The organism is Actinophytocola sp. (assembly GCF_009379765.1).
In the GTDB taxonomy this organism is placed as follows: domain Bacteria; phylum Actinomycetota; class Actinomycetes; order Mycobacteriales; family Pseudonocardiaceae; genus Actinophytocola.
In genome coordinates this window covers 22154-43856 of record NZ_WHTD01000046.1, presented here as the reverse complement: position 1 = coordinate 43856, position 21703 = coordinate 22154, and the positions used below count along the sequence as shown (strand labels likewise).

The window sequence follows — 21703 nt, the reverse complement described above, 5'->3', positions numbered from 1 at the left end:
GGACGGTCACCGGCCGGACCGCCGCGAGCGGGACGGTCGCGAGGGGAACGAGTAAGTGGTGCTACAGGCGCCGGCGAAGGTTCCGGCGGATCTGCTGGCGTGGCTGGTGGCCGAGTACCGCCTCGGCGAGCTGCACAAGACGCTGCTGCCGGAGGCGAAGTGGTTTCCGGAAGCGGAGCATGACGTGCTGCGCGGGCAGGCCCAGGAGCTGTTGCTCGTGCAGGGCTGGCGGGACCGGCACGGCGATCTGGAGCGTGAGGTCGTGGCGTCGCTGACCGTTCTGTGCCGCCCCGCCGAGGAGTTCTACGGGTGGATCGCCCGCGACGGCGACACCATAGGGGTACTCGCGGGCAGGATCGGCAAAGAGACCGTCCTCGCGGTACGCCACCCGGACGGGACGGTGTGGCTCAACAACATCAACTCCACGCAGATGGCGGCGCGGCTGGTCGCGCAGACCCCGGACGTGCCGGCCGGCACGGCGAAACCGTTCACGGTGTCGCCGGACGAGGTGCGGTCCACCAACCGAAGCGGGCGGCAACGCACCCCATCTGGGGTGACCGTGCGCCGCGCCAGCGCGGAAGCGCGGCTCGCGCAGCGTCTGGCCGCGTTGCCGGTCAGCGGGTACGGAGAGCTGTCGACGGCCACGCGGGACCAGTGGGGCCATCGCCACCGCGCCGAGGAGCCGCTGCGGTATGCCGACACCACCGACGGCCGCGTCGCCACCGTGGTCACCACGGTGGCTGGTCAGTCCCAGGTGCGGGTCGAGCCGGCCAGCCGCGACAGCATGATCCGCATCCTCACACGGATGCACCGCTCACTGCCCGGTTGACACGGGCGGTGGACCGGCCCGGCACACGCATTGGTCGCACCAGACCACAGGAGACCAGAAGGGCTCCGTGCGATCAGCGTCGAGGACGGCGGCCCGGCAGCACACAGACCACACGATCGGTACACCGTGGAAGTCCATGCGGTCGGCGGTGTCGGCAACCGCGTGCAAACGCGCGGTGAAGAACCCCCGCCGCCACACCGGATAGTCCGACATCATTCGTCCTGTGTGGACATGAGATGGCCGGCGGTAAACCGCCGGCTATCGCCGGCCTGCGTTCCCGCAGGTCGGTGGCAAGCGTGCTGCAGCAGGGTGATCTCTGCGGTCGGCCGGACCAAACCTTCTTTCACAACACAGAACGGACCTGTCGGGCGATCTCCACGTCCTCGCGCGCCGGAAGCACGAGCGTCCTCGCGGTTGCCGGCGTGGCGGTGATGTCGGTGTCGCCCGCTGCGTTGGCTGCCGCGGACACACGCACGCCGAGGAACGCGAGGCCGTCGGCCGCGGCGGCACGTACGGCCGGCTGGTGCTCGCCGACCCCGCCGGTGAAGACGAGGACGTCGAGACCGTTCATCGCCGCCGCCATGGCCGCGATCTCCCGCCGCAGGCGGTGGAGGTAGACGTCCAGGGCGAGCTTGACCGTCGGGTCGTCATTGCCGACCACGTCCCGCAGGTCACCGGTGCCGCCGGTGAGGCCGGCGAGGCCGCTGCGGTGCTCCAGGACGTCCGACAGCTCGTCGGCGTCGACGCCGCCGTGGTGGAGCAGCCACAGCACGAGACCTGGGTCGACGTCGCCGGAGCGGGTGGCCATGACGAGGCCGGCCAGTGGGGTGAACCCCATGCTCGTGTCGACCGAGCGGCCGTCGCGGATGGCGGCGAGCGAGGCGCCGGAGCCGAGGTGGCAGCTGACGACCCGCTGCCCTGGTCCCAGCAGCTCCGCGACGCGGCGGGCGACGTGCGCGTGGGACAGCCCGTGGAAGCCGTAGCGGCGCAGCGCCCACCGGTCGTTCCACGTCCGGGGCAGCGCGTACATCGCGGCCGCGGCGGGCAGCTCGTGGTGGAACGCGGTGTCGAAGCACGCGACGGCCGGCGTGTCGGGCAGAACGGTGCCGACGGCGTCGATGCCGGCGATCCCGCGGGGTTGGTGTAGCGGTGCCAGGTCGGAGAGGCTGGCGATGCGGTGCCGCACGTCCTGGTCGAGACGCGTCGGCCCGATGAAGTCGGTGCCGCCGTGCACGATGCGGTGGCCGACCGCGTCGACGTGGGGCAGGGCCGCCACGAACCGCTTGATGTCCTCGGTCTCGTCCTCGCCGGACCACCTGTCCAGCGTGACCGAGTCGACGACCTCGTCGGTGTCGTCGAGCAGCGCCAGCTTCAGGCTGGACGATCCGGCGTTCACGACGAGCACGTGCGTCATCAGAACGGCCACACCCAGTCGCGGACCTCCGGCAGGTCCTCGCCGTGCGTTCTGGTCCATTCGTGGTGTCTGGCGCGCAGGTCGAGCATCCGTTGGCGCAGCAACGCCGTCCGCGCGCCGAGGCCGGGCACGCGGTCGAGCACGTCGATGACGAGCTGGAACCGGTCGAGATCGTTGAGCACCAACATGTCGAACGGGGTGGTCGTGGTGCCTTCCTCCTTGTAGCCGCGGACGTGGATGTTGTCGTGGTTGGCGCGCCGGTAGGTGAGGCGGTGGATGAGCCACGGGTAGCCGTGGTAGGCGAAGATCACCGGTCGGGACGTGGTGAACAGAGCGTCGAACTCCGGGTCGGACATGCCGTGCGGGTGCTCGGTGTGGGGCTGCAGCCGCATGAGGTCCACGACGTTGACCACGCGGACACGCAGCTCGGGCAGCTGTTCGCGGAGGATCTCGGTCGCCGCCATGACCTCCATGGTGGGTGCGTCACCCGCGCAGGCCAGCACGACATCCGGCGCACCGCCGTCCTCGTTGCCCGCCCAGTCCCAGGTGCCGGCACCGCGCGTGGCGTGCAGGACCGCTTCGTCCATGGGGAGCCAGTCCGGGGTCTCGTTCTTCCCGGCGACGACGACGTTGACGTAGTCGCGGCTGCGCAAGCAGTGGTCGGCCACGGACAGCAGCGTGTTGGTGTCCGGTGGCAGGTAGACCCGGATCACCTCGGCCTTCTTGTTCATGACGTGGTCGATGAAGCCGGGGTCCTGGTGGGAGAAGCCGTTGTGATCCTGGCGCCACACGTGCGAGGTCAGCAGGTAGTTCAACGATGCGACCGGTCGGCGCCACGGCAGCTTCTTGCTTGTCTTGAGCCACTTGGCGTGCTGGTTGAACATCGAGTCGACGATGTGGACGAACGCCTCGTAGCAGGAGAACAGGCCGTGCCGGCCGGTCAGCAGGTAGCCCTCGAGCCAGCCCTGGCACAGATGCTCGGACAGCACCTCGACCACCCGGCCCTCACGGGCCAGGTGCTCATCGACCGGCAGGATGTCGGCCTGCCACTGCTTGTCGGTGGCCTCGTACACCGCGTCGAGCCGGTTGGACGCCGTCTCGTCCGGGCCGAAGATCCGGAAGTTACGTGCCTCGGCGTTGTCGCGAACCACGTCGCGGAGGAAGCGGCCGAGTGCCCGGGTGGGCTCGGAGGTGGTGCTGCCGTGCTTCTCGAGCTCGCTGGCGTAGCGCCGGAAGTCGGGCAGCTCGAGCGGGCGCAGCAGCAGGCCGCCGTTGGCGTGCGGGTTGGCGCCCATCCTGCGGTCGCCGCTCGGGACCTGGGCGAGCAGCCGATGTAGACGTCGATCGTCCAGTGCTTGGCTTCGGTCATCGGTTCCTCCTCATTCGGTTGCGGCGGCGAGGCTTGCCCGGCAGCAACGGATGACCTGGCGGTTGGCCGCGCTGGCCGGCATCTCACCGCATTTCGGGCAGGTCAGCGAGACGTCGCCGACGAGCTCGTCGATGGCGACCGAGACGGCGCATTCGCAGCGGCGGCACCAGCGGTGACCGGTCACGACGAGCACGTGCAGCGGCGAGGAGTCGCGGTGGTGCGGCCAGCGGCGGTGGGTGTAGCAGGTGGTCCGCTCCAGCGGATCGAGGTCGTTCTTCTCCTCAGCGCTGTCTTCGGTGGATAGCGCGAGCGCGAGGCGCAGGTCCGTGAGATCGGCGTAGCGCTCTCGCACGACGACGGGCCGCACGGTAGCCGGCGCGAGAGCGGGACGGAGGTGACAGTTCGGGTGCTGTGTTGCGAGTACATGACCTGGCTCCTTCACGTCACCTCGTGGCGTTGTCTCCATCGTCGCGATGGGCGGATGACGCCGACACCGGCGACCTTCTCTTTCCCACGGAGACGTTCGCGCGTGCCGGTCCGGGCCCTTGGTCCCGTCCAGCCAGGAACTGATGCTCTGTGCCCGAACGGTCACGCCCGGTTTGCTTGAGACAAAGCCGAAGGGAGGCTGTTGTGCGTGAGCTGAACGTGGCATTGGTGATGACGAAGACGGTGACGACGGCGACGCCCGAGACGCCGTTCAAGGACATGGTCGTGACGATGACCGAGCAGGGCATCAGCGCCGTGCCGGTGGTCGATGACGACGGTCGGCCGATCGGGGTCGTGTCCGAGGCGGATGCCCTGGCAAAGCAGGAGTTCCACGGCGGGCACGACGAACTGCCGCACCACGACCGTGCGGGCCGGGACCGGTGGTACCGGTCGCTCGCGCGGACGGCGGGGGAGCTGATGACCAGCCCGGTGCGGACGATCGGGGCCGACGAGCCCGTCAGCGCCGCGGCGCACCAACTCGCCAAGGTGAAGATGCGCCGCTTGTTCGTGCTCGATGACGAGGGTCGGTTGGTCGGCGTCGTCTCCCGGCGCGATCTGTTGAAGGTCTACCGTCGTACCGACGAGGAGATCCGTGCGGACATCGAGACCGTGCTGGCCTCGCCTGCAATGGACGTTCCGCCGAAGACCGTCGGGGTCGCCGTCGTCGACGGTATGGCCACCGTTGACGGGCTGCTGAACAGCAGGCAGAAGGTCGAGGACGTCAGCCGCATCGTGCTGGCGACGCCCGGTGTGGTGGGAATGCGCAACAACCTTCGCTACGTGGTCGACGACATCGTCGGTCGTGGCGGGGTGTGGACCGGCTTCAAGCCGTGATCCGACGGAATCGATGACGGAGGTCGAGATGTGGGAACCAACAGTTGAGTCGGTGATGACGAAGGACGTCGTGACTGCGGGAGAGAGCACCCGGTTCAAGGACCTGGTCGCGTTGATGACTGAGCATCGGGTGAGCGGTATTCCGATCGTCGACCACGATGGCATGCCGGTCGGGGTCGTGTCCGAGGCGGACACCCTTGCCAAGCAGGAATACCAAGGTGGTATGGCACGGATGCCGCTGGTGTTCAACCGGAAGCGGCGCGCGCACTGGCGTAAGTCGGCTGGTCGTTCCGCCTTCGAGCTGATGACCGCGCCGGCCATCACGATCAGCGAGAAGGCGTCGGTCACCGCTGCCGCCCGGCTGCTGGCCGAGAAGAAGGTGCGGCGGCTGTGCGTGGTAAACCTCCATGGCGCGCTGGTCGGGGTGGTGTCGCGCCGCGACATCATCAGCACGTACCTGCGCGAGGACGAGCAGATCCTCGCCGACATCCAGGAGCACGTGTTCCGTCGTGGCATGTGGCTGTTCCCGGGGACGTTGGCCGCCGAGGTCTCGAAGGGGGTGGCCACGCTGGAGGGTTCGGTCGAGCATCGCACCACCGCGCAGATCGCCGGCCAGCTGACTCAGAAGGTCCCCGGTGTGATCGGCGTGAAGAACAAGATCCGCTACGAGCTGGACGACACGGTCAGCTCCGCGATGTGAGTCGAGGTGTCGGGCTCGAGAACCAGATTCGACAGGTCGGACCTAGCCGCCGTCTCGGCGTCAGGCCCGGCCTGTCGAACTGTGTCTGATCATCGGCGTCCTGTTCCTGCTGCTCGGGCCCGCGGTGCCGCGGGGCGCCACGCGGTGGCTCGACGTGCGAGCGGACATCAGCTTCGTCGCCACTTCGGGCTCGCCGCTTGTCCCCGCAGGCCGCGCACCTGAGTGCGTTTGGCCCGTCCATCGGGGACCTCGGGCCCTGCCGGGCCTGAGCGGTTCCCTGAAAATGAGTGAGAACTGAACGTCTGCGCAGGGTCGGAGGACGGACGATGTACGCCCAACAAGGAGATTGGCTGGTTGTCGAGCAGGCCAATGTCGATCACGCGGCCCGGCGCGGCCACGAGGCACTCGTGTTCCCCGGTCCGGACGCCCACGTCGTGACCCAGGACGAGCTCGGAGTCGCCGGAGCGCGGGCTTCTACCCGGGCCGCGGACGTTCAGCGAGAGATCGCGGAACACCGGAGACGGTCATGAACGGCATCGCGAGCTCACCGATGATGCGACTGGTCAGGCTGATGCGGCCACACGGCAATCCTGTGTCCCAGGGGCGACCGCCTGGAAAGCCTCGTGCTGGTCTTGGTCGTGCTGGCCGCTTTGCTCCTGTTGCCGATCATGCTGATGCTCGGTCGCCCAGCGGACATCTCCGCGAAAGGTGAGCAGCATGCCCGGACCCGGCACGAAACGGTCGCCACTCTGATCGTCGACGCCGATGCCAAGCCTGGCGGTCATAGGATCGCCGCCACCGGCAAGTCCGACGTGCGGGCCGAGTGGCAGCTACCGGACGGCTCCACGCAGACGGGCCTCGTCCGGGCCAACAAGGGCCTCAAGTCGGGTGCGGAGGTCGAGATCTGGCTGGACCAGGGCGGCCGAGTCGTCGGCCCACCCGTCAGCTCGGCTGATGCCGGACTCGCCGCTGTGATGATCGCCGCGGTCGGCTGGCTGACCGTCGCAGGTCTGCTCGCGTCGTGCCAGGTGGGCCTGCACCACCTGCTCAACCGCCGCCGCTATCGCAGCTGGGGCTAGGAGTGGGCACAGGTGGAGCCCGACTGGCACGGCCACCGCTCCTGACCGGATGGGACGAAGTGCCCTGCTGATCAGGGAATCTCGCCGCTGCCGCGCGGCCGGTCGAGGGACGACGCTGCAAGTGAAGACCGCGAACCACTCAGGAGCTGAGCCGATGAGCACCAGCGACACCACACCGCACGAGGTCATCGACCGTGCGCTGCATGCGGCGACCAGGGCGCCCTCGGTGCACAACACCCAGCCGTGGCGCTTCGTCGTCGCCCCGCCCCGGGTCGAGCTCCACCTCGATCGGGAGCGTGTGCTGTCGGTTGCCGACCCGGACGCGCGGGAGGCGCAGCTGTCCTGCGGCGCGGCCTTGCTCAACCTGACCCTCGCGCTGCGGGCGGCCGACCATGCCGTGGTGACCGACCTGCTGCCCGATCCGACTCGGCCGGACCACCTGGCCACGGTCCGGATCGGCGGGTACCGGATGCCGTCGCCGGAGATCCGCTCGCTCGCGACCGCGATCCACCGGCGGGCGACCAACCGCCGGCCCTTCCACGACCGGCCGGTGCCTGCCGCCCTTCGCCAGGCCCTCGTCCACGCGGCCGAGCAGGAGGGCGCCCAGCTGACCATGCTCGACACACCGCGAGCGCTCGAGACGTTCGCCGACCTGTTGCGCCGCGCCGATCACCTGCAAGAAGAGGATCCGGCCTTCCAAGCGGAGCTTCGTATGTGGACGACCGGCGTGCCGGGCCGGCCGGACGGCGTGCCGCGGTCAGCGGGTGGTCCGCGGCCGATCGGTGGGGAGTTGCTGAAGCTGCGCCACTACCACCACGGGGTTACCACGCCGCGACGTGAGTTCGAGCAGGAGCCGCTGGTCGCGGTGCTCACGTCGGCCGGCGACACCATCCGGGACCGGCTTCGCGCCGGCCAGGCAATGCAGCGCGTCCTGCTCAGCGCCACCACAACCGGGTTGGGCGTGTCGTTCCTGTCCCAGCCGATCGAGGTGCCCTACATCCGGGCCGCCGTGCGGACCCTTCTCGGCGGGCGGCGCCACCCGCAGACCGCGCTCCGCATCGGCTACGGCGACCCGGCCGCCCCCACCCCGCGCCGTTCCGTCTCGGCGGTGGCCACCTTCCCGACGAGTCACGGGGTGACGTCATGAGTGAGCGTGCGAGCGAACCAGTGCCACAGGGCCGGTGGACTCGGGGCGAGATTGAGGTCGTGCGGGCGGCGGTCCGGGCGGCGCCGTCGGTGCACAACACCCAGCCGTGGGTGCTGGAGTTCCACGACGACGCGCACGGGGCGTCGTTGTTCCAGCGGTTGGACCGCGTGTTGCCTCGGCACGACCCGCTCGGCCGTGACCAGCTGATCTCGTGTGGGGCGGCGGTGGAGAACCTGGTACTCGCGATGCGGATCCTCGGCTGGGAGCCGGAGCTCGAGCTGCTCCCGAACCGCACCCGGCGCGACGAGGTCGCCGTGGTCCGAGCCCGGACCCGTCGATCACCGTCCGAAGTGGACCTCGACCGCTACGCGGCCGTGTCGCGGCGGCACAGCCACCGCCAACCGTTCGCCGCGATGCCGGTGAGCCCGACCGACCTGCGCCGGTTGGTGTCCGCCTCCCACACGGACGGCGTGCAGACACGGCCGGTCCGCACGGACGAGGAGACCGCCGTGCTGGCAAAGGTGTTCGACCATGCCGCACTCGTGCTGCGGGCCGATCGCGCCTACCAGCGCGAGCTGTCGGCGTGGACCGCGCCAGGTCCGAACCCGGCACCGGGTGAGGGGGTGGCCGACGTGCCGAGGCCGCTCGCCACGCTGCCCTGGGCGGGGCTGATCCGCCGGTCGACCAGGATCCCGGACGAGGTCACACTCACCGCCCGGCTCAGCCGCGAGTGTCTGCTGCTGGTCGAGACGCCCGACGACGGCCGGCTCGACCAGGTCCGGGCGGGCATGGCCGCGCAGGCCACCTGGTTGGCCGCGACCGCGGCCGGCCTCGTGGGCTCGATCCTCACCCAGCCCTTCCACCTGGCCGAAGTTCGGGCAGGGCTGATCGAAGGACTGTTCCTGGCCGGGTTTCCCCAGGCTCTCCTGCGCTTCGGGCACCCGACCTCCGAGCACGCCGCGTCACGCGGCCGGACCGAGGAGGACTCGTGACGACGAACGCCGAACAACACCCCGTCGTAGTGGGCGTGGATGGTTCCGCGTCCGCGTTGCGCGCGGTGCGTTGGGCCGCGCATGAGGCGCAGCGCCGCCACGCCCTGCTGCGGCTGGTGCACGTGTGCTACCTGGTCCCGGTGCGGCACCCGCCGCAGGTCGCCCCGCCGCCCGCGTACCACGACGCCATCCTCATGCAGGGTCGGCACTGGCTCAACCAGGCCGCCGGCACGGCACGAACCGCGGTGCCCGACCTCGCACTGAGCACCGACCTGCGTGACGGCATCACCGCTGACGTCCTGGTCGGCGAGTCGGCGACGGCGCAGCTGGTCGTGCTCGGCTCCCGCGGTCTCGGCGGCTTCACCGGACTGCTGGTCGGCTCGGTCGCGGTGGCGCTGTCGGCGCACAGCCATTGCCCCGTCGTGGTCGTCCGGGCGTCCACAGCGGACCGTCCGCCACCTGAGGCAGGGCCGGTCGTGGTCGGCGTCGACGGTTCCACGCTCAGCGAGGCCGCGGTCGAGTTCGCGTTCGAGGCCGCCGCTGCCCGGAAGGTTCCGCTGCTGGCCGTGCACACCTGGGTCGACGTGGACATGGCCGGGGCATGGGCCGCGCTGCCACGGACCATCGACTGGGACCGGGTCGAGGCCGAGGAGACCCGGCTACTCGACAACGTCCTCGCCGGCTGGGTTGACAAGTTCCCCGACGTGGAGGTGCGCCGCGTCGTCGAGCGCGACCGTCCGCGTCGCGCACTGCTCCAGCACGCCGCCGACGCCCAGCTGGTCGTCGTCGGCTCTCGCGGTCGTAGCGGCCTCACCGGGCTGGGGCTCGGCTCGGTGAGCCAATCCCTGCTGCGCCACGCCGAGTGCCCCGTCGTGGTCGTCCGCAGGGAGAAGCGGGCGCCCTCCGAGCGGCCCGATCTCACCCGAGGAGAGGTGTCATGACCACCCACCACAACTCCCGGTCCGTCGTTGTCGGTGTCGACGGCTCGGCCTCCGCGCTGCAGGCGGTGCGCTGGGCCGCGAAGGTCGCCATCCGCGATCGGGTGCCGCTGCGGCTGGTGCACGCCTACGAGCTCCCGCTCGGCCTGCCGTCGGGAATCACCCTGCAGAAGTCGCTCCTGGACGGGATGCGCGAGCAGGGCAGGCGATGGCTGTCCGAGACGCGGAAGGCCGCCGCCGAGATCGACCCCGCCCTGCCCGTCGAGATCGTGCTCGAGGCCATGCCGGTGGCGAACGCGCTGATCCACGAGTCCGACAACGCTTCGATGCTCGTCCTCGGCACCCGCGGGCTCAGCGCACTCACCGGCCTGCTCGTCGGGTGCACGTCTGTCGCCGTCGCGGGCCGGGCCCACAGCCCGGTCGTGATCGTCCGCGGCGTCGCGGCCGACCGCCCGCCCCTCGACACCGGCCCGGTCGTCGTCGGCGTGGATGGCACCGAGGTCAGTGAGGCGGCGGTGGCGTTCGCGTTCGCCGAGGCGTGCGCCCGGGGTACGTACCTGGTGGCGGTGCACGCTTGGACCGAGTCGCTGTTCGCGCTCTCGCTCTCGGGCACCAACGCGCCGTTGGACCTCACCCGGTTGGCGCAGGAGGCGGACGAGACGATCGCCGAGCGGTTGGCGGGTTGGCAGGAGAAGTACCCGGATGTACGGATCCAGCGCGAGGTGGTGCACGACCGGCCGGGCCGGGCGTTGCGTCGCTGTTCGCCGACCGCGCAGCTGGTCGTCGTGGGTCGCCGGGGCCGCGGCGCGTTCCGCAGCCTCGTCCTCGGCTCGACGAGCCAGAACCTGTTGCATCACGCACAATGCCCGGTCGCCGTGGTTCACACGGATTCTCCCGGCTGAGCAAAGGAGAAGGATCATGCGCGCAAGAGATGTCATGAGCCGGCCGGTGGTCAGCGTCGACACGCGGACCACTGTCCGGGAGGCGACCACCGTGCTGACGGAGAACGGTTTCGCCGCCGTGCCGGTCGTCGCCGACGGTGGTCGGGATCTTCAGCGAGTCGGACGCGTTGCGCGTCGACTCCAGCAAGGGTGGCCGGGACGCGTTGGTCTCGACCGCGATGGCCAGCCCGGTCGAGGTCGTCGGTCCGGCCACCGAGATCGGCGTGATCGCCGAGCGGATGCTCGCCGGGCGCCTACGCAGCCTGCCGGTCGTGGAGCAGGGCCTGCTGATCGGCGTGGTCGCCCGTCGTGATCTGCTGCGCACGCTGGTCCGCGACGACGACGTGATCAAGGCGAACCTGCGCAGGCTGCTCGACGACTACGCCGGCAGCCGGCGGCGCTGGGCGATCGAGGTGACCGACGGCGCCGTCGCCGTCAGCGGCGACTTCGCCGACGACGCGGAACGCGACGTCGTCGCCGCGCTCGCCCGCACCGTCCCCGGCGTGACCGCCGTCGTGCTCACCACCACGACCCCCGTGTCGATCGGCTGGGACGACTAGACACACACTCGTGAATACGGTCATCGACACCACAGGACCTGACCAAGCGCTGTGTGGCAAACGGGCACTCGTTGATCCGGACCTCGACGTGCCGGCGGTGTTCTGTTCGGTACCTGGGGGCCAGAACGGTGTCGGCAAGCCCACCACGATCCAGCTGCACGCCGGGCTGATCCGACCCACGAGCGGAGTATCTGCGTAATGGGGATTCCTGCGTGGCGGGGTGGATGCGTCGAGCACTGCGCGGCTCGCCAAGCGGCTCGACCTCGACGCCGTTGGGACATCACGATTCACTGATGGGGTACAGGTCAGTCGGTCACGGGGACGAGAACGACCGGGCGCCTGGAGTGGCGCAGGCACGCGCTCCGCGAGGAGGGGCTCATCGACGCCGACGAGGCGCTGCGCCGGGTGTCCGGCGCCCAGCTCGCCCAGCTGATGTTCCCGCGCTTCGCCACCGGCACGGAGGTCCGTCCGATCGCGACCGGAGTGGCAGCCTCCCCTGGCGCCGCAGTCGGCGAGGTGGTGTTCGACTCCGCCACCGCCGTCGCCCGGGCCGAGGGCGCGGCGGTGATCCTGGTCCGCCGCGAGACCAACCCCGACGACCTCGACGGCCTGATCCACGCTCGGGGCGTGCTGACCAGTCGTGGCGGCAAGACCTCCCACGCCGCGGTCGTGGCGCGCGGACTGGGCCGCACGTGTGTCTGCGGGGCGGAGTCGCTGGACATCGACACCGCGGCCCGCCGGTTCGCCACGGCCGACGGCACCGTCGTGGCCGAGGGCGACGTCATCTCCGTCGACGGCACGTCCGGACTGGTCTACCTCGGCGAGGTGTCGGTGGTGTCGTCGCCGGTCGTCGAGTACTTCGAGGGTCGTCGCGCCTCCGACGCAGACGACCTCGTGTGGGCGGTCGACCGGATCATGGTGCGTGCCAACGCCGACACCGCGGCCGACTCCCACCGGGCACGCCGCCTCGGTGCGACCGGGATCGGCCTGTGCCGCACCGAGCACATGTTCCTCGGCGAGCGTCGCGAGCTCGTCGAGCGGCTCATCCTCGCCGAGGACGCCGCCGAACGCGACGATGCCCTGGCAACGCTGCTGCCGTTGCAGCGGGCCGACTTCGTCGACATCCTGTCCGAGATGGACGGTCTGCCGGTCACGATCCGGCTGCTCGACCCGCCGCTGCACGAGTTCCTGCCCGACCGCACCGAGCTCACCGCCCGGGCGGCGGTCGCCGAGGCGCTCGAGCAGCCGAACCCGTCGCAGCGGCTGCTGCGCGCGGTCAACCGGCTGCACGAGGAGAACCCGATGCTGGGCATGCGCGGCGTCCGGCTCGGCCTGGTCATCGCCGGCCTGTACGACATGCAGGTCCGAGCGATCGCCGAGGCCGCGGCAGCCCGCGCACGCGCCGGTGGCAGCCCGCACGTGGAGATCATGATCCCGCTCGTCGGCGACGCACGTGAGCTGGAGATCGTCGCCGAACGCGCGTACCGCGTCCTCGACGAGGTCGCGACCGAGTCCGGTGTGGACTCACCACACGAGATCGGCACGATGATCGAGTTGCCCCGGGCCGCGCTCACCGCCGACCGCATTGCCGAGACGGCGCGGTTCTTCTCGTTCGGCACCAACGACCTCACCCAGACGACGTGGGGTTTCTCGCGCGACGACGTGGAGTCCTCGTTCTTCCCGACCTACCTGACCGAGCGTGTCTTTACCGTCTCGCCATTCGAGACCCTCGACCGCGACGGCGTCGGTCGCCTGATCGCCCTGGCCGTCGCGCGGGGCCGGGCCGTCCGGCCCGACATAGGTCTCGGTGTGTGCGGCGAGCACGGCGGTGACCCCGAGTCGATCCAGTTCTTCCACGAGGTCGGACTGGACTACGTGTCCTGCTCCCCCTTCCGCGTCCCGGTCGCTCGGCTGGAGGCCGGTCGCGCCGCGATCGGCGAGACCGATGGCACCGCCGACACCCGCTGACCGCCTCGCGATGCGGTGGGGCCGGGCCGCCCGGACGGACCGCGCGAGGGCGCTGCCGGGTGACGACCTCGTCCGCGACGCGCAGGTCGTGGTCACGTGGGCGTCCACCGTGGGCGCGCCGCCCGAGCGGATCTGGCCATGGCTGGTGCAGATGGGCTGGCACCGCGGTGGGTGGTATACGGCACGTTGGGTCGACCGCTTGCTGTTCCCCGCGAACCGCCCGAGTGCGACCCGGATCCTGCCGGAGCTCCAGCACCTCGCGGTGGGCGACTTCGCCCCCGACGGTCCACCTGAGACGGAGTGCGGCTTCGTCGTCGCGGATCTCCTCGTGGACCGCCACCTCGTGCTGCACTCCACGTCGCACCTGCCGCTGCGCTGGCGCCGGGCGGGCATCGCCGCCGTCGACTGGACCTGGTCGTTCAACCTCCTGCCGGACGGCCCGGGCAGGACCAGGTTCGTCTGCCGGTGGCGGCTGCACGGCGAGCCGTGGTGGCTCGTCGCGGGCTGCCGGGCCGTTGTCGTCCCGGCAGACCTGCTGATGTCGACCTCGATGCCGCACGGTGTGAAGTCCCGGGTCGAACAGTCAGGCGGTGCACGATGGACCGCCTGAGCGCGCAGGACCTGAGCATGCCGTGGCCGGACGACCTCGGCTGGCCACAGGACATCGGCGCCATCGGCATCCTCGACGGCACCACCTTGTTCGATCCTGACGGCCGCTTCCGCATCGAGGCCGCGCGCAAGGCCGTCGAGGAGCGCCTGACGCTGGTGCCGCGGTTCCGACAGACCGTCAACATGCCACGCCTGGGTCTGGGGTGGCCGCTGTGGGTCGACGCCGCCGATGTCGACCTCGGGCACCACGTGCGGGCCGTCGACGTGCCCTATGCGTATGTCCTGCCGGCCGCCGAACGACTCCGTCGCCGACCATTGGACCGGTACCGGCCGCTGTGGGAGATCTGGTTCCTGACCGGCCTGCCGGACCGCCGGGTCGGCTGCTACATCAGGGTGCACCACGCGATCGCCAGGGCCTGGACGTGGTAGGCGTCCTGACTGAGCCCGACCGCGTCGGTGAGGCTCTTGGGGATGATCAGACCGATGACGTGGCCGATGATCACCACGAGCAGTCCGAAGTGGAACAGCGGGCTGCCGATTCGCAGAAGCCGTGACTCGTAGAGCTCGGAGGATCGGGTGGTCCACCCGAACTTGTCGTAGCGGTAGCGCCAGATCGTGCCGCCGACGAGCACGACGACCATCAGGTACGGCGCTATACCCCACAGCAGGATGTCCAGCCAGCTCATCGCGGACCTCCGGTGGGAACGGTGCCGAACGGAGCGAGCTCCAGGCCGACCTGCTCGCGGGGCGGACCGGTACGCGCCATGGCCTTGGCGGCCTGGACGTCCGAAGGGGACGGCCCGGGAAGAAGGGCGCACACGGCTTCCACGGGCGGCATAAGGTGTGGCGGCATCGAGCAGTGCCAGACGGAGCAGCTCGAGGCCGGCCCGGTGTTCCTGTAGCAGGCTCAGGCCAGCCGCCAGGTCTGCGGTGGCGGCGAACTCGAGCACGACGGGTAGGAAGTCGGGCAGCTCCGTGCTGTCGAACTCGACCCCGGCGCCAGCGTTCGTGGGTGATGTCGACGCCCATCGAGGGTGGGAGGTGGGTGTGGGTGTCGTCGCGGAGGTAGGTCATTGACATGTCGACGTCGACGCCGTCGACGACGCCGTCGATGTGGTGGGTCATCTGCTCGACGAGGGGAAGCTGGCTCTTTATCTCGATCTGGCCGCCGAGAGTGACCTTGTCGTGGTGGACGGTGACGCGGACCGTGGCCGGGTTGTCCGGCATGCCGAGGCCGAGCTCGTAGACGTTGGTGATGATGTCGTCGCGGATGTCCTCGTCCTTGCGCAGGAACACGGTCAGCGGGTCCTTGCGGCTGACGATCCCGACCAGCTTGCCGTCGTCGTCGTCGACGACGACGGGGAGGCGCTTGACGTTGTGCTTGCTGAGCAGGCGGGCGGCGTGCACCACGGTGGCTGTTGCCTCGACGGTGATCGCCGCCGGCGCCGGGGTGCTCGCCGCCGACGCGTGCGTCCACAACGGACTCGCCTTCCCCAGCTCGGCGCGGACACCCGCGAGGCGCTCGCCCGGCTGCTGCCGGCGCAGGCCAGCCTCGCCAACCCGATCGACACCACCGCCGGAGTGGACGCGGACACCTTCGGCGCGTGCCTGGAGGTGCTGCTCGCCGCCGACGAGGTCGACGCGGTCCTGGTCGCGGGCGTGCCGACCGCGCTCGCCGACCCGGTCACCGCGGTTGCGCCCATCGCCCGCGCTCGGTGAAGCCCGTGCTCGTCGTGCGCCCCGGCGGCTGCCAGGTGCTTGACGCGCGGGTGCGGTTGGCGCCCCGCGAACCGGTGGACCCATACCTACTCAGGCTGCGCGCCTGACCCAGCTGAAGGAGACACGAAGACCATGCGTGCGCGCGACATCATGTCCAGCCCAGTGATCACCGTCCGCCCGGACACCACCATCAAGGCGGCGGCCGGACTCCTGGCCACCCACGGGTTCACCGCCCTGCCGGTGGTGGCCGACGACGACCGGCTGATCGGCATCGTCACCGAGGCCGACCTGGTGACGACCCGCGGGCCCACATCCCGGCCGGCTACCAGGCGGCCACCGGACCGGTGACCACGACCGTCGCCGAGGTGATGAGCACCCGGTCACCGCCATGGGTTCCGGCACCGACGTCGCCGAGCTGGCGACGGCGCTGCTGGACGCTCGGCAGCGCAGCATGCCGATCGTCGACGGCTCCCGGGTCGTCGGCATCGTGACCCGGCGGGACATCGTCGCCACCGTGGCGCGCGACGACGCGACCGTCGCGGACGACGTCCGCCACCGCCTGGAGGTCTACGGCGGCAAGGGCCGCTGGCGGGTCGCTTGCCGCGACGGTGTCGTCACCATCGGCGACCAGTTCGACGACGAGGCCGACCGGCACGTCGCCACCGTGATCGCCGAGTCGGTGCCCGGGGTCGTCCGCGCACAGGCCATCGCGGTCCACGAGGAGGACGACCGGTGACCAGGACCCTGCCGATCTCCCGTTAGCGGCGCGCCGACCCGACAGCGAGATGCTGTGGCAGGTAACCGCCAGCTCGCCGCGACTCTTCGCGCACCACAACGGGTTTTCCCACGAGGATCCCGGCTTCATCGACCTCGTGCTCACTGGCTGGCCAGGGTCTGCTGTGGACGGCGACGAAAGTCCCGCCGGGTAGGGACCTGCCGCCCTGTGGGTGTGCCGCACGACGAGATTCGCTGGAGATGTAAGGGTAGACGGCGAGAGGAGAACCATGGCGAGTCTGATCCCACGACCGGCGCTCATACCGGATCTGTTCCGGTATCTCGAGCAGGGGTGGCCGTTCGCCGCGTTCGGTGACCACCACCCGGTTCGGATCGAGGAATACGTCGACGAAGGCCGGTACGTGCTGCGCGCCGAGCTGCCGGGGTTCGACCCCGACAAGGACATCAAGATCTCGGTCGCCGGCGACCAGCTGTCCATCACCGCCGGACGGTGGACAAGCACGACAAGGGCCACAGCGAGTTCTTCTACGGCTCGTTCGCGAGGACGGTCCGGCTGCCCGCCGGTGCCGACACCGACGCGGTCGAGGTCGAGGCCCGCTACGACGCCGGGATCCTCGAGGTCACGATCCCGGTCAAGGAGGAGGCAGAAACGCGACAGATCCAGGTCGCGGTCAAGAAGTAGCGAGCAGGACGGATGGTGGCCCGGCTCGACCGGGCCACCTCTCCCGCGTGTTCGGAGGCAAGCGATGGACAATGTGACCGGTCACCACATCGTGGTCGGCATCGACGGGTCGGACAGCGCCGTGCGCGCGCTTCGATGGGCCGCCGACGAGGCGACGCTTCGCGGCACCGGGCTGCGCCTGGTGCACGCGTGCGAGCTCATCACCGGCTACGCCCCGCGCGTCGTCGACTGGCACGCTCTGTACACCGCGATGCAGGACCGCGGCCGCGGCTGGCTGGCCGAGGCTCGAGCGGCGGCGGAGCAGGCGGTGCCGGGGCTGCGGGTCGACCACGTGCTGGCACTGGCGCCGCCAGTGCCAGCGCTGGTCAGGGAGTCGCGCGACGCGGCGCTGGTGGTACTCGACAGTCGTTGTCTCGGCGCGTTCTCCGGCCTGGTGCTCGGGTCGACCGCGGTGGAGGTCGTCGCCCGGCCACAGTGTCCGGTGGCGGTCGTGCGTGGTCAGCAGGCGCCGACCGACGGCCCGGTCGTGGTAGGCGTCGACGGTACCCCGGTCGGCGAGGCCGCGATCGAGTTCGCCTTCGCCGAGGCCGCGGCCCGCGGCGCCGACCTCGTGGCCGTGCACGCGTGGACCGACCTCGTCGTCGATGCGGCGTATCTCGGTGGTGCGGCGGCACTGGACTTCGCGCCGATCGGCTCGCCGGCTGGCAGGAGTAGTACCCGGACGTTCGCGTCACGCGCGAGGTCGTGCGGGACCGCCCGACCCATGCGCTGCTGCGACGTGCCGAGCACGCCCAGCTCGTGGTGGTCGGCAGCCGCGGCCGTGGGGGGTTCCGCGGCCTGCTGCTCGGCTCCACCAGCCAGCACCTGCTCCATCACGCACCGTGTGCGGTTGCTTGTTGTTCGCGCAGGTGAGGAGACCTGAACGGCGCTGTTCATCTTGCGGCCGTGGATACGCTGTGTATAGACGTGATTGTGGCGCTCTCGCATGGCGCTAGTTGGGTTCCGACGAGGTGGGAGAGTGTCGTGTCCGACAGGTCGACGCCACGCGCGCCCTCGAGATCGGTCGGTGCCCCGCTGGCCGGTCTGCGGCTGGATGAGCTGCTCAGCGAGCTGATGGAGCGGATGACCGAGATCGCCAAGACTCGGGATCGCCTGCAGGGTTTGCTCGACGCCGTCGTCGCCGTGGGTACGGGTCTTGAACTGGCGGGCACGCTGCAGCGGATCGTGCAGACCGCGGTCGATCTGGTGGACGCCCGCTACGGAGCACTGGGCGTGCTCGGCGACGAGGGACTCTCGGAGTTCGTCTACGTGGGTATCGACCAGGAGACACGGGCCAAGATGGGACATCTGCCGGAGGGCAAAGGCCTGCTCGGCCACCTCATCGAGCACCCGTTCCCGATCCGGCTGCCCGACCTCGCGGAGCACCCGTCCTCGGTGGGCTTTCCCGCGGGCCACCCGCCGATGCGCAGCTTCCTGGGCACGCCGGTCCGGCTGCGAGACGCGGTGTTCGGCAACCTATACCTCACCGAGAAGAAGGGCGAGGCCGAGTTCACCGCCGACGACGCGGTCGTGCTCGAGGCGTTGGCCGCGGCTGCCGGCGTCGCGATCGAGAACGCCCGCCTCTTCGAGCAGGCGCGGCTGCGTGAGCGCTGGCAGCAGGCCTCCGGCGAGGTCAACTCCCTGCTGATCAGCGGCGGCTCGAGCGATGCGGCGCTGGAGCTCATCGTGACGAGGACGCTGGAGCTCTCGCAGGCGAAGTGCGCGCTCATCCTTCTTGCCGACGAGCAAGGCGAGTCGCTCACGGTTCGAGCCGGCGCGGGGGGCGTGGATGAGCAGATGATGGATGTCACGATCCCGACGTCCGAGCCGTCGATGGCTGAAGTGCTGACGAGTGGGCAGGCCAGTGTCATCCGGGACTTTGCTCACGTCATACAGGACACGGCCATCGTGTTCGGCGAGTTCGGGCCTGCGAACGTCGTTCCGCTCGGCTCGGTGGACGCCGCGAGCGGGGTGCTGCTCGCATTGCGGGGCAAGAGTGACCAGCAGTTCGCGCGCGAGGTCCTGCCGATGCTGGCGTCGTTCGCGGACCAGGCCGTGCTGGCGCTGGAGTGGGCCGACCGGCAGCGGCAGCAGCGGATGCTCGACGTGCTCGCCGACCGGGACCGGATCGCGGGCGGCTTGCACGACCACGTCATCCAGCGGCTGTTCGCCGCCGGGATGAGCTTGCAGGCCATCCTCACCCAGATCGCCAACCCGAACGCGCGCGGCCGGGTGACTCGTGTGGTCTCGCAGCTGGACGAGACCGTGCGGGAGATCCGCACCTCCATCTTCGACCTGCACACCACCGCGGAGGAGAACTCGAGCAGCTTGCGCCGCAAGATGCTGGACGCCGTCGCCGAGCTGAGCACGAACACCGAGATGTCGCCCGCGGTCCGGATATCGGGGGCCGTCGACACGCTGGTCACCGGCACTACGGCCGAGCACGCGCTGTCTGTGGTGCAGGAGGGGGTGAGCAACGCCGTGCGGCACGCGCGCGCCTCCGACATCACCGTGACCGTTGAGGCCGGTGCCGACCTCGTTGTCGATGTCACCGACGACGGCGTGGGCATGCCGGCCGACGTGGCCCGCAGCGGCCTGCTCAACCTCGAGCGGCGGGCCACCGAGTGCGGCGGCACCGTGTCGATCTCTCCCGGACCGAACGGCGGCACCCGCCTCGTGTGGCGCGTGCCGCTCACCGACTCCTGATCAGTTCCCGTGCTTGGTCGAGCGCATCTCGGCGGCGAGCACCGCGGCCTGGGTGCGGCGCTGCATGCCGAGCTTGTTCAGCAGGTGGGACACGTAGTTCTTCACGGTCTTCTCCGCGAGGAACAGCCGCTCGCCGATCTGCCGGTTGGTCAGGCCCTCGCCGATCAGGTCGAACACCGCGCGCTCCTGGTCGGTGAGCGTGTGCAGCGGGTCCTGCTCCTCCCGCTCGCGGCGGATCCGGTTCATCAGCGCGGCCGTGGTCTTCGGGTCGAGCAGCGACCCGCCGGTGCCGACGGTCCGTACGGCGTTTATCAGGTCGATGCCGAGCACCTGCTTGAGCACGAAGCCGGCAGCGCCGGCCATGATGGCGTCGACCAGAGCTTCATCGTCCGCGTACGAGGTGAGCATCAGGCAGTTCAGCTCCGGCAGCTGGGATCGCAGCTCTCGGCACAGTTCGATGCCGTTGCCGTCCGGCATTCGCACGTCCAGGATCGCGACGTCCGCGTTCACCTGGGGTGCCCGGGCCAGTGCCTCCGCGACCGAGCCGGCCTCGCCGACGATCTCCAGGTCGTCTTGGGTACCGATCAGGTCGGCGATCCCTCTACGCACGATCTCGTGATCGTCGACCAGCAGGATCCGAATCGTCACGGCCGCCTCCTCGTGGATTTCGTTGCCGAAGACCACGCTATGCGTTCAGGCCGTTCTCGCACCTCAGACGATCGGCACGATTGGTCAGGGTAGAAGGTCCCGGCCTTGGCGATGCTCCAGCTCTCGCCAGTGTCCCACCGGTCGGCACATGTGAAAACAGGGGCGGTCTCAATCGTGCGCTGTCATCCCTCGACCGTGCGTGACCTGCTGAAGCGTTGTCGTGGTGTGCTGCTGGCGCCGCGTCCTCGGTGGGGAGTTGCGGTTGTCGTGGATTGAACGGGCGGAGATCTCGCGCGGGTTGGCTGCTGACGGTCGGTCCGGTCGACCGCGGCTGGTCAGGGGCGTTCACCGTCGACGGTCAGTCGTGAGGTCACAGCCAGTTGCGGCTGATCTGGGCATTCGGGCTGTGAATGCTGGAACGCAGGTGGTCACCGCAACAGATCGCGGGATGGCTGCGGCGCCGGCATGCCTCAAGCCAGGTGGTGAACGCCGTGTGGTCGTGTCCGGACACGGGCGGCGTAGCGGACCGGATCGCCGCGGCCAGCGGGGGGATCGTCACCCGCGGTCATGAGGGCGGGTATGCGGCGACGGTGATCCCGGCAAGCGCGCGGCGTTAGGCTCCGATGTGGACGGTAAGTCCGCATCGGAGCCTCACCGATCAGTCGGTCAGCGCAGCCAGGTGTTGCTGCGCACGAAGTCGAGTTCGGCCCACTTGCGGCCGAAGCCCCACGTGTTGCCAGCGGCGACGACCGCGAGTGCGATCAGCACCAGCGCGTAGACGATGTGGTCGTCGATGATGGGGTTCGTGGACATGGTCGGCTCGCCCGCATCGGTGAACCGGGCGAGTGGCCACTCCGCCGCCCACATCAGCAGCATCATCAGCGTGCCGGAGACCGCGGCGATGCGCAGGCCGACGCCGAACAGCAGCGCCAGGCCGATGCCGGCGAGGCCGAGCATGAACAGCCAATCCGCCCACGCGTCACCGGCCCAGCTCTGGAACATCGAGGCCAGGGGACCGTGGTCGAGGTGGCCGAGGAAGCCCTGGGTGGGGGATCCACCGTTGACCCATGCGTTGGCCGCCGGGGTGGCGTAGCCCAGACCGAACGTCTTGTCGACGAACGCCCAGGCGAAGACCAGACCCATGACGATCCGCAGGACGGCGAACACCCGGCCCGCGAGGGGGGATGTGGTCGTGGCCTCCTTCGCTCCCGGCACCGGAACGTTCGTGTGCTCCAGCGGGTTTTCCTTGATGGACATCGTTTGCCTCCTTCGAAGCTTGCGTCATCTGAAGTGTCGTGCGTCGACGGG

21 protein-coding genes and 5 pseudogenes are annotated in these 21703 nt (G+C 70.0%); 19 read left to right on the top strand and 7 right to left on the bottom strand.

Features of this window, described 5'->3' with window-relative positions:
- Nucleotides 1–58 precede the first annotated feature (58 nt).
- Nucleotides 59–829: an ESX secretion-associated protein EspG gene (locus GEV28_RS16255; protein WP_291412906.1), complete on the top strand. Its 771-nt coding sequence runs from the start codon at nucleotides 59–61 to the stop codon at nucleotides 827–829.
- 343 nt (nucleotides 830–1172) lie between these two features.
- Here GEV28_RS16255 and GEV28_RS16250 read toward each other — a convergent pair whose 3' ends face one another.
- The 3 genes and pseudogenes from GEV28_RS16250 to GEV28_RS16240 all read right to left on the bottom strand — a co-directional run bounded on the left by GEV28_RS16250 (nucleotide 1173) and on the right by GEV28_RS16240 (nucleotide 3979).
- Nucleotides 1173–2255: an acetate/propionate family kinase gene (locus GEV28_RS16250; RefSeq protein ID WP_291412905.1), complete on the bottom strand. Its 1083-nt coding sequence runs from the start codon at nucleotides 2253–2255 to the stop codon at nucleotides 1173–1175.
- Nucleotides 2243–3559 (bottom strand): annotated as a pseudogene (locus GEV28_RS16245) (phosphoketolase); the annotation flags it as partial. The gene GEV28_RS16250 and the pseudogene GEV28_RS16245, both read right to left, overlap by 13 nt.
- 63 nt (nucleotides 3560–3622) lie before the next feature.
- Nucleotides 3623–3979 (bottom strand): hypothetical protein, encoded by a 357-nt coding sequence (locus tag GEV28_RS16240; RefSeq protein WP_291412904.1) that lies wholly within the window; start codon nucleotides 3977–3979, stop codon nucleotides 3623–3625.
- A gap of 263 nt (nucleotides 3980–4242) precedes the next feature.
- Between GEV28_RS16240 and GEV28_RS16235 the strand changes: the two genes are divergently transcribed.
- From GEV28_RS16235 to GEV28_RS16185, 12 genes and pseudogenes are all read left to right on the top strand, one after another.
- Complete coding sequence (locus GEV28_RS16235; RefSeq protein WP_291412903.1) at nucleotides 4243–4932, top strand: CBS domain-containing protein; 690 nt, start codon at nucleotides 4243–4245, stop codon at nucleotides 4930–4932.
- Nucleotides 4901–5632 (top strand): CBS domain-containing protein, encoded by a 732-nt coding sequence (locus GEV28_RS16230; protein ID WP_291412902.1) that lies wholly within the window; start codon nucleotides 4901–4903, stop codon nucleotides 5630–5632. Before GEV28_RS16235 ends, GEV28_RS16230 begins: the two co-directional genes overlap by 32 nt.
- A gap of 632 nt (nucleotides 5633–6264) precedes the next feature.
- Entirely contained in the window at nucleotides 6265–6711 is a 447-nt protein-coding gene (locus GEV28_RS16225) for a hypothetical protein (RefSeq protein ID WP_291412901.1), read from the top strand.
- Between the two features lie 154 nt (nucleotides 6712–6865).
- On the top strand, nucleotides 6866–7858 hold the full coding sequence (locus tag GEV28_RS16220; protein WP_291412900.1) for a nitroreductase family protein: 993 nt from the start codon (nucleotides 6866–6868) through the stop codon (nucleotides 7856–7858).
- Nucleotides 7855–8850, top strand: a complete 996-nt coding sequence (locus GEV28_RS16215) for a nitroreductase family protein (protein ID WP_291412899.1) — start codon at nucleotides 7855–7857, stop codon at nucleotides 8848–8850. The genes GEV28_RS16220 and GEV28_RS16215 overlap by 4 nt, the downstream gene beginning before the upstream one ends.
- On the top strand, nucleotides 8847–9791 hold the full coding sequence (locus GEV28_RS16210) for a universal stress protein (protein ID WP_291412898.1): 945 nt from the start codon (nucleotides 8847–8849) through the stop codon (nucleotides 9789–9791). Before GEV28_RS16215 ends, GEV28_RS16210 begins: the two co-directional genes overlap by 4 nt.
- Nucleotides 9788–10690, top strand: a complete 903-nt coding sequence (locus GEV28_RS16205) for a universal stress protein (protein ID WP_291412897.1) — start codon at nucleotides 9788–9790, stop codon at nucleotides 10688–10690. Before GEV28_RS16210 ends, GEV28_RS16205 begins: the two co-directional genes overlap by 4 nt.
- A 16-nt stretch (nucleotides 10691–10706) precedes the next feature.
- Nucleotides 10707–10775: pseudogene (locus GEV28_RS42335) on the top strand (signal transduction protein); the annotation flags it as partial.
- 52 nt (nucleotides 10776–10827) lie between these two features.
- Complete coding sequence (locus GEV28_RS16200; RefSeq protein ID WP_367115109.1) at nucleotides 10828–11289, top strand: CBS domain-containing protein; 462 nt, start codon at nucleotides 10828–10830, stop codon at nucleotides 11287–11289.
- A gap of 405 nt (nucleotides 11290–11694) precedes the next feature.
- Nucleotides 11695–13257: a putative PEP-binding protein gene (locus GEV28_RS16195; RefSeq protein ID WP_291412896.1), complete on the top strand. Its 1563-nt coding sequence runs from the start codon at nucleotides 11695–11697 to the stop codon at nucleotides 13255–13257.
- Complete coding sequence (locus tag GEV28_RS16190; RefSeq protein WP_291412919.1) at nucleotides 13235–13867, top strand: hypothetical protein; 633 nt, start codon at nucleotides 13235–13237, stop codon at nucleotides 13865–13867. Before GEV28_RS16195 ends, GEV28_RS16190 begins: the two co-directional genes overlap by 23 nt.
- Entirely contained in the window at nucleotides 13855–14295 is a 441-nt protein-coding gene (locus GEV28_RS16185) for a wax ester/triacylglycerol synthase domain-containing protein (protein WP_367115108.1), read from the top strand. The genes GEV28_RS16190 and GEV28_RS16185 overlap by 13 nt, the downstream gene beginning before the upstream one ends.
- Here the strand turns inward: GEV28_RS16185 and GEV28_RS16180 are convergent.
- A pseudogene (locus tag GEV28_RS16180) lies at nucleotides 14271–14552 on the bottom strand (respiratory nitrate reductase subunit gamma); the annotation flags it as partial. The gene GEV28_RS16185 and the pseudogene GEV28_RS16180 overlap by 25 nt on opposite strands.
- A 673-nt stretch (nucleotides 14553–15225) precedes the next feature.
- A pseudogene (locus GEV28_RS42330) lies at nucleotides 15226–15669 on the bottom strand (hypothetical protein); the annotation flags it as partial.
- A gap of 48 nt (nucleotides 15670–15717) precedes the next feature.
- Here GEV28_RS42330 and GEV28_RS16170 point away from each other — a divergent pair.
- The 6 genes and pseudogenes from GEV28_RS16170 (at nucleotide 15718) to GEV28_RS16150 (ending at nucleotide 19747) form a co-directional block, all read left to right on the top strand.
- Nucleotides 15718–15933 (top strand): CBS domain-containing protein, encoded by a 216-nt coding sequence (locus GEV28_RS16170; protein WP_291412894.1) that lies wholly within the window; start codon nucleotides 15718–15720, stop codon nucleotides 15931–15933.
- A gap of 40 nt (nucleotides 15934–15973) precedes the next feature.
- Complete coding sequence (locus GEV28_RS16165) at nucleotides 15974–16321, top strand: CBS domain-containing protein (RefSeq protein WP_291412893.1); 348 nt, start codon at nucleotides 15974–15976, stop codon at nucleotides 16319–16321.
- A gap of 489 nt (nucleotides 16322–16810) precedes the next feature.
- Complete coding sequence (locus tag GEV28_RS16160) at nucleotides 16811–17002, top strand: Hsp20/alpha crystallin family protein (protein WP_291412892.1); 192 nt, start codon at nucleotides 16811–16813, stop codon at nucleotides 17000–17002.
- 64 nt (nucleotides 17003–17066) lie between these two features.
- Nucleotides 17067–17615 (top strand): annotated as a pseudogene (locus GEV28_RS42325) (universal stress protein); the annotation flags it as partial.
- A gap of 131 nt (nucleotides 17616–17746) precedes the next feature.
- Nucleotides 17747–17914, top strand: coding sequence for a universal stress protein (locus tag GEV28_RS42320; protein WP_367115110.1), 168 nt, complete (start codon nucleotides 17747–17749; stop codon nucleotides 17912–17914).
- A gap of 111 nt (nucleotides 17915–18025) precedes the next feature.
- Nucleotides 18026–19747: a GAF domain-containing protein gene (locus GEV28_RS16150; protein WP_291412891.1), complete on the top strand. Its 1722-nt coding sequence runs from the start codon at nucleotides 18026–18028 to the stop codon at nucleotides 19745–19747.
- Here GEV28_RS16150 and GEV28_RS16145 read toward each other — a convergent pair whose 3' ends face one another.
- Complete coding sequence (locus tag GEV28_RS16145) at nucleotides 19748–20395, bottom strand: response regulator transcription factor (protein WP_291412890.1); 648 nt, start codon at nucleotides 20393–20395, stop codon at nucleotides 19748–19750. It lies immediately after the preceding gene.
- A gap of 666 nt (nucleotides 20396–21061) precedes the next feature.
- On the bottom strand, nucleotides 21062–21652 hold the full coding sequence (locus tag GEV28_RS16140; protein ID WP_291412889.1) for a hypothetical protein: 591 nt from the start codon (nucleotides 21650–21652) through the stop codon (nucleotides 21062–21064).
- Between the last annotated feature and the right edge of the window lie 51 nt (nucleotides 21653–21703).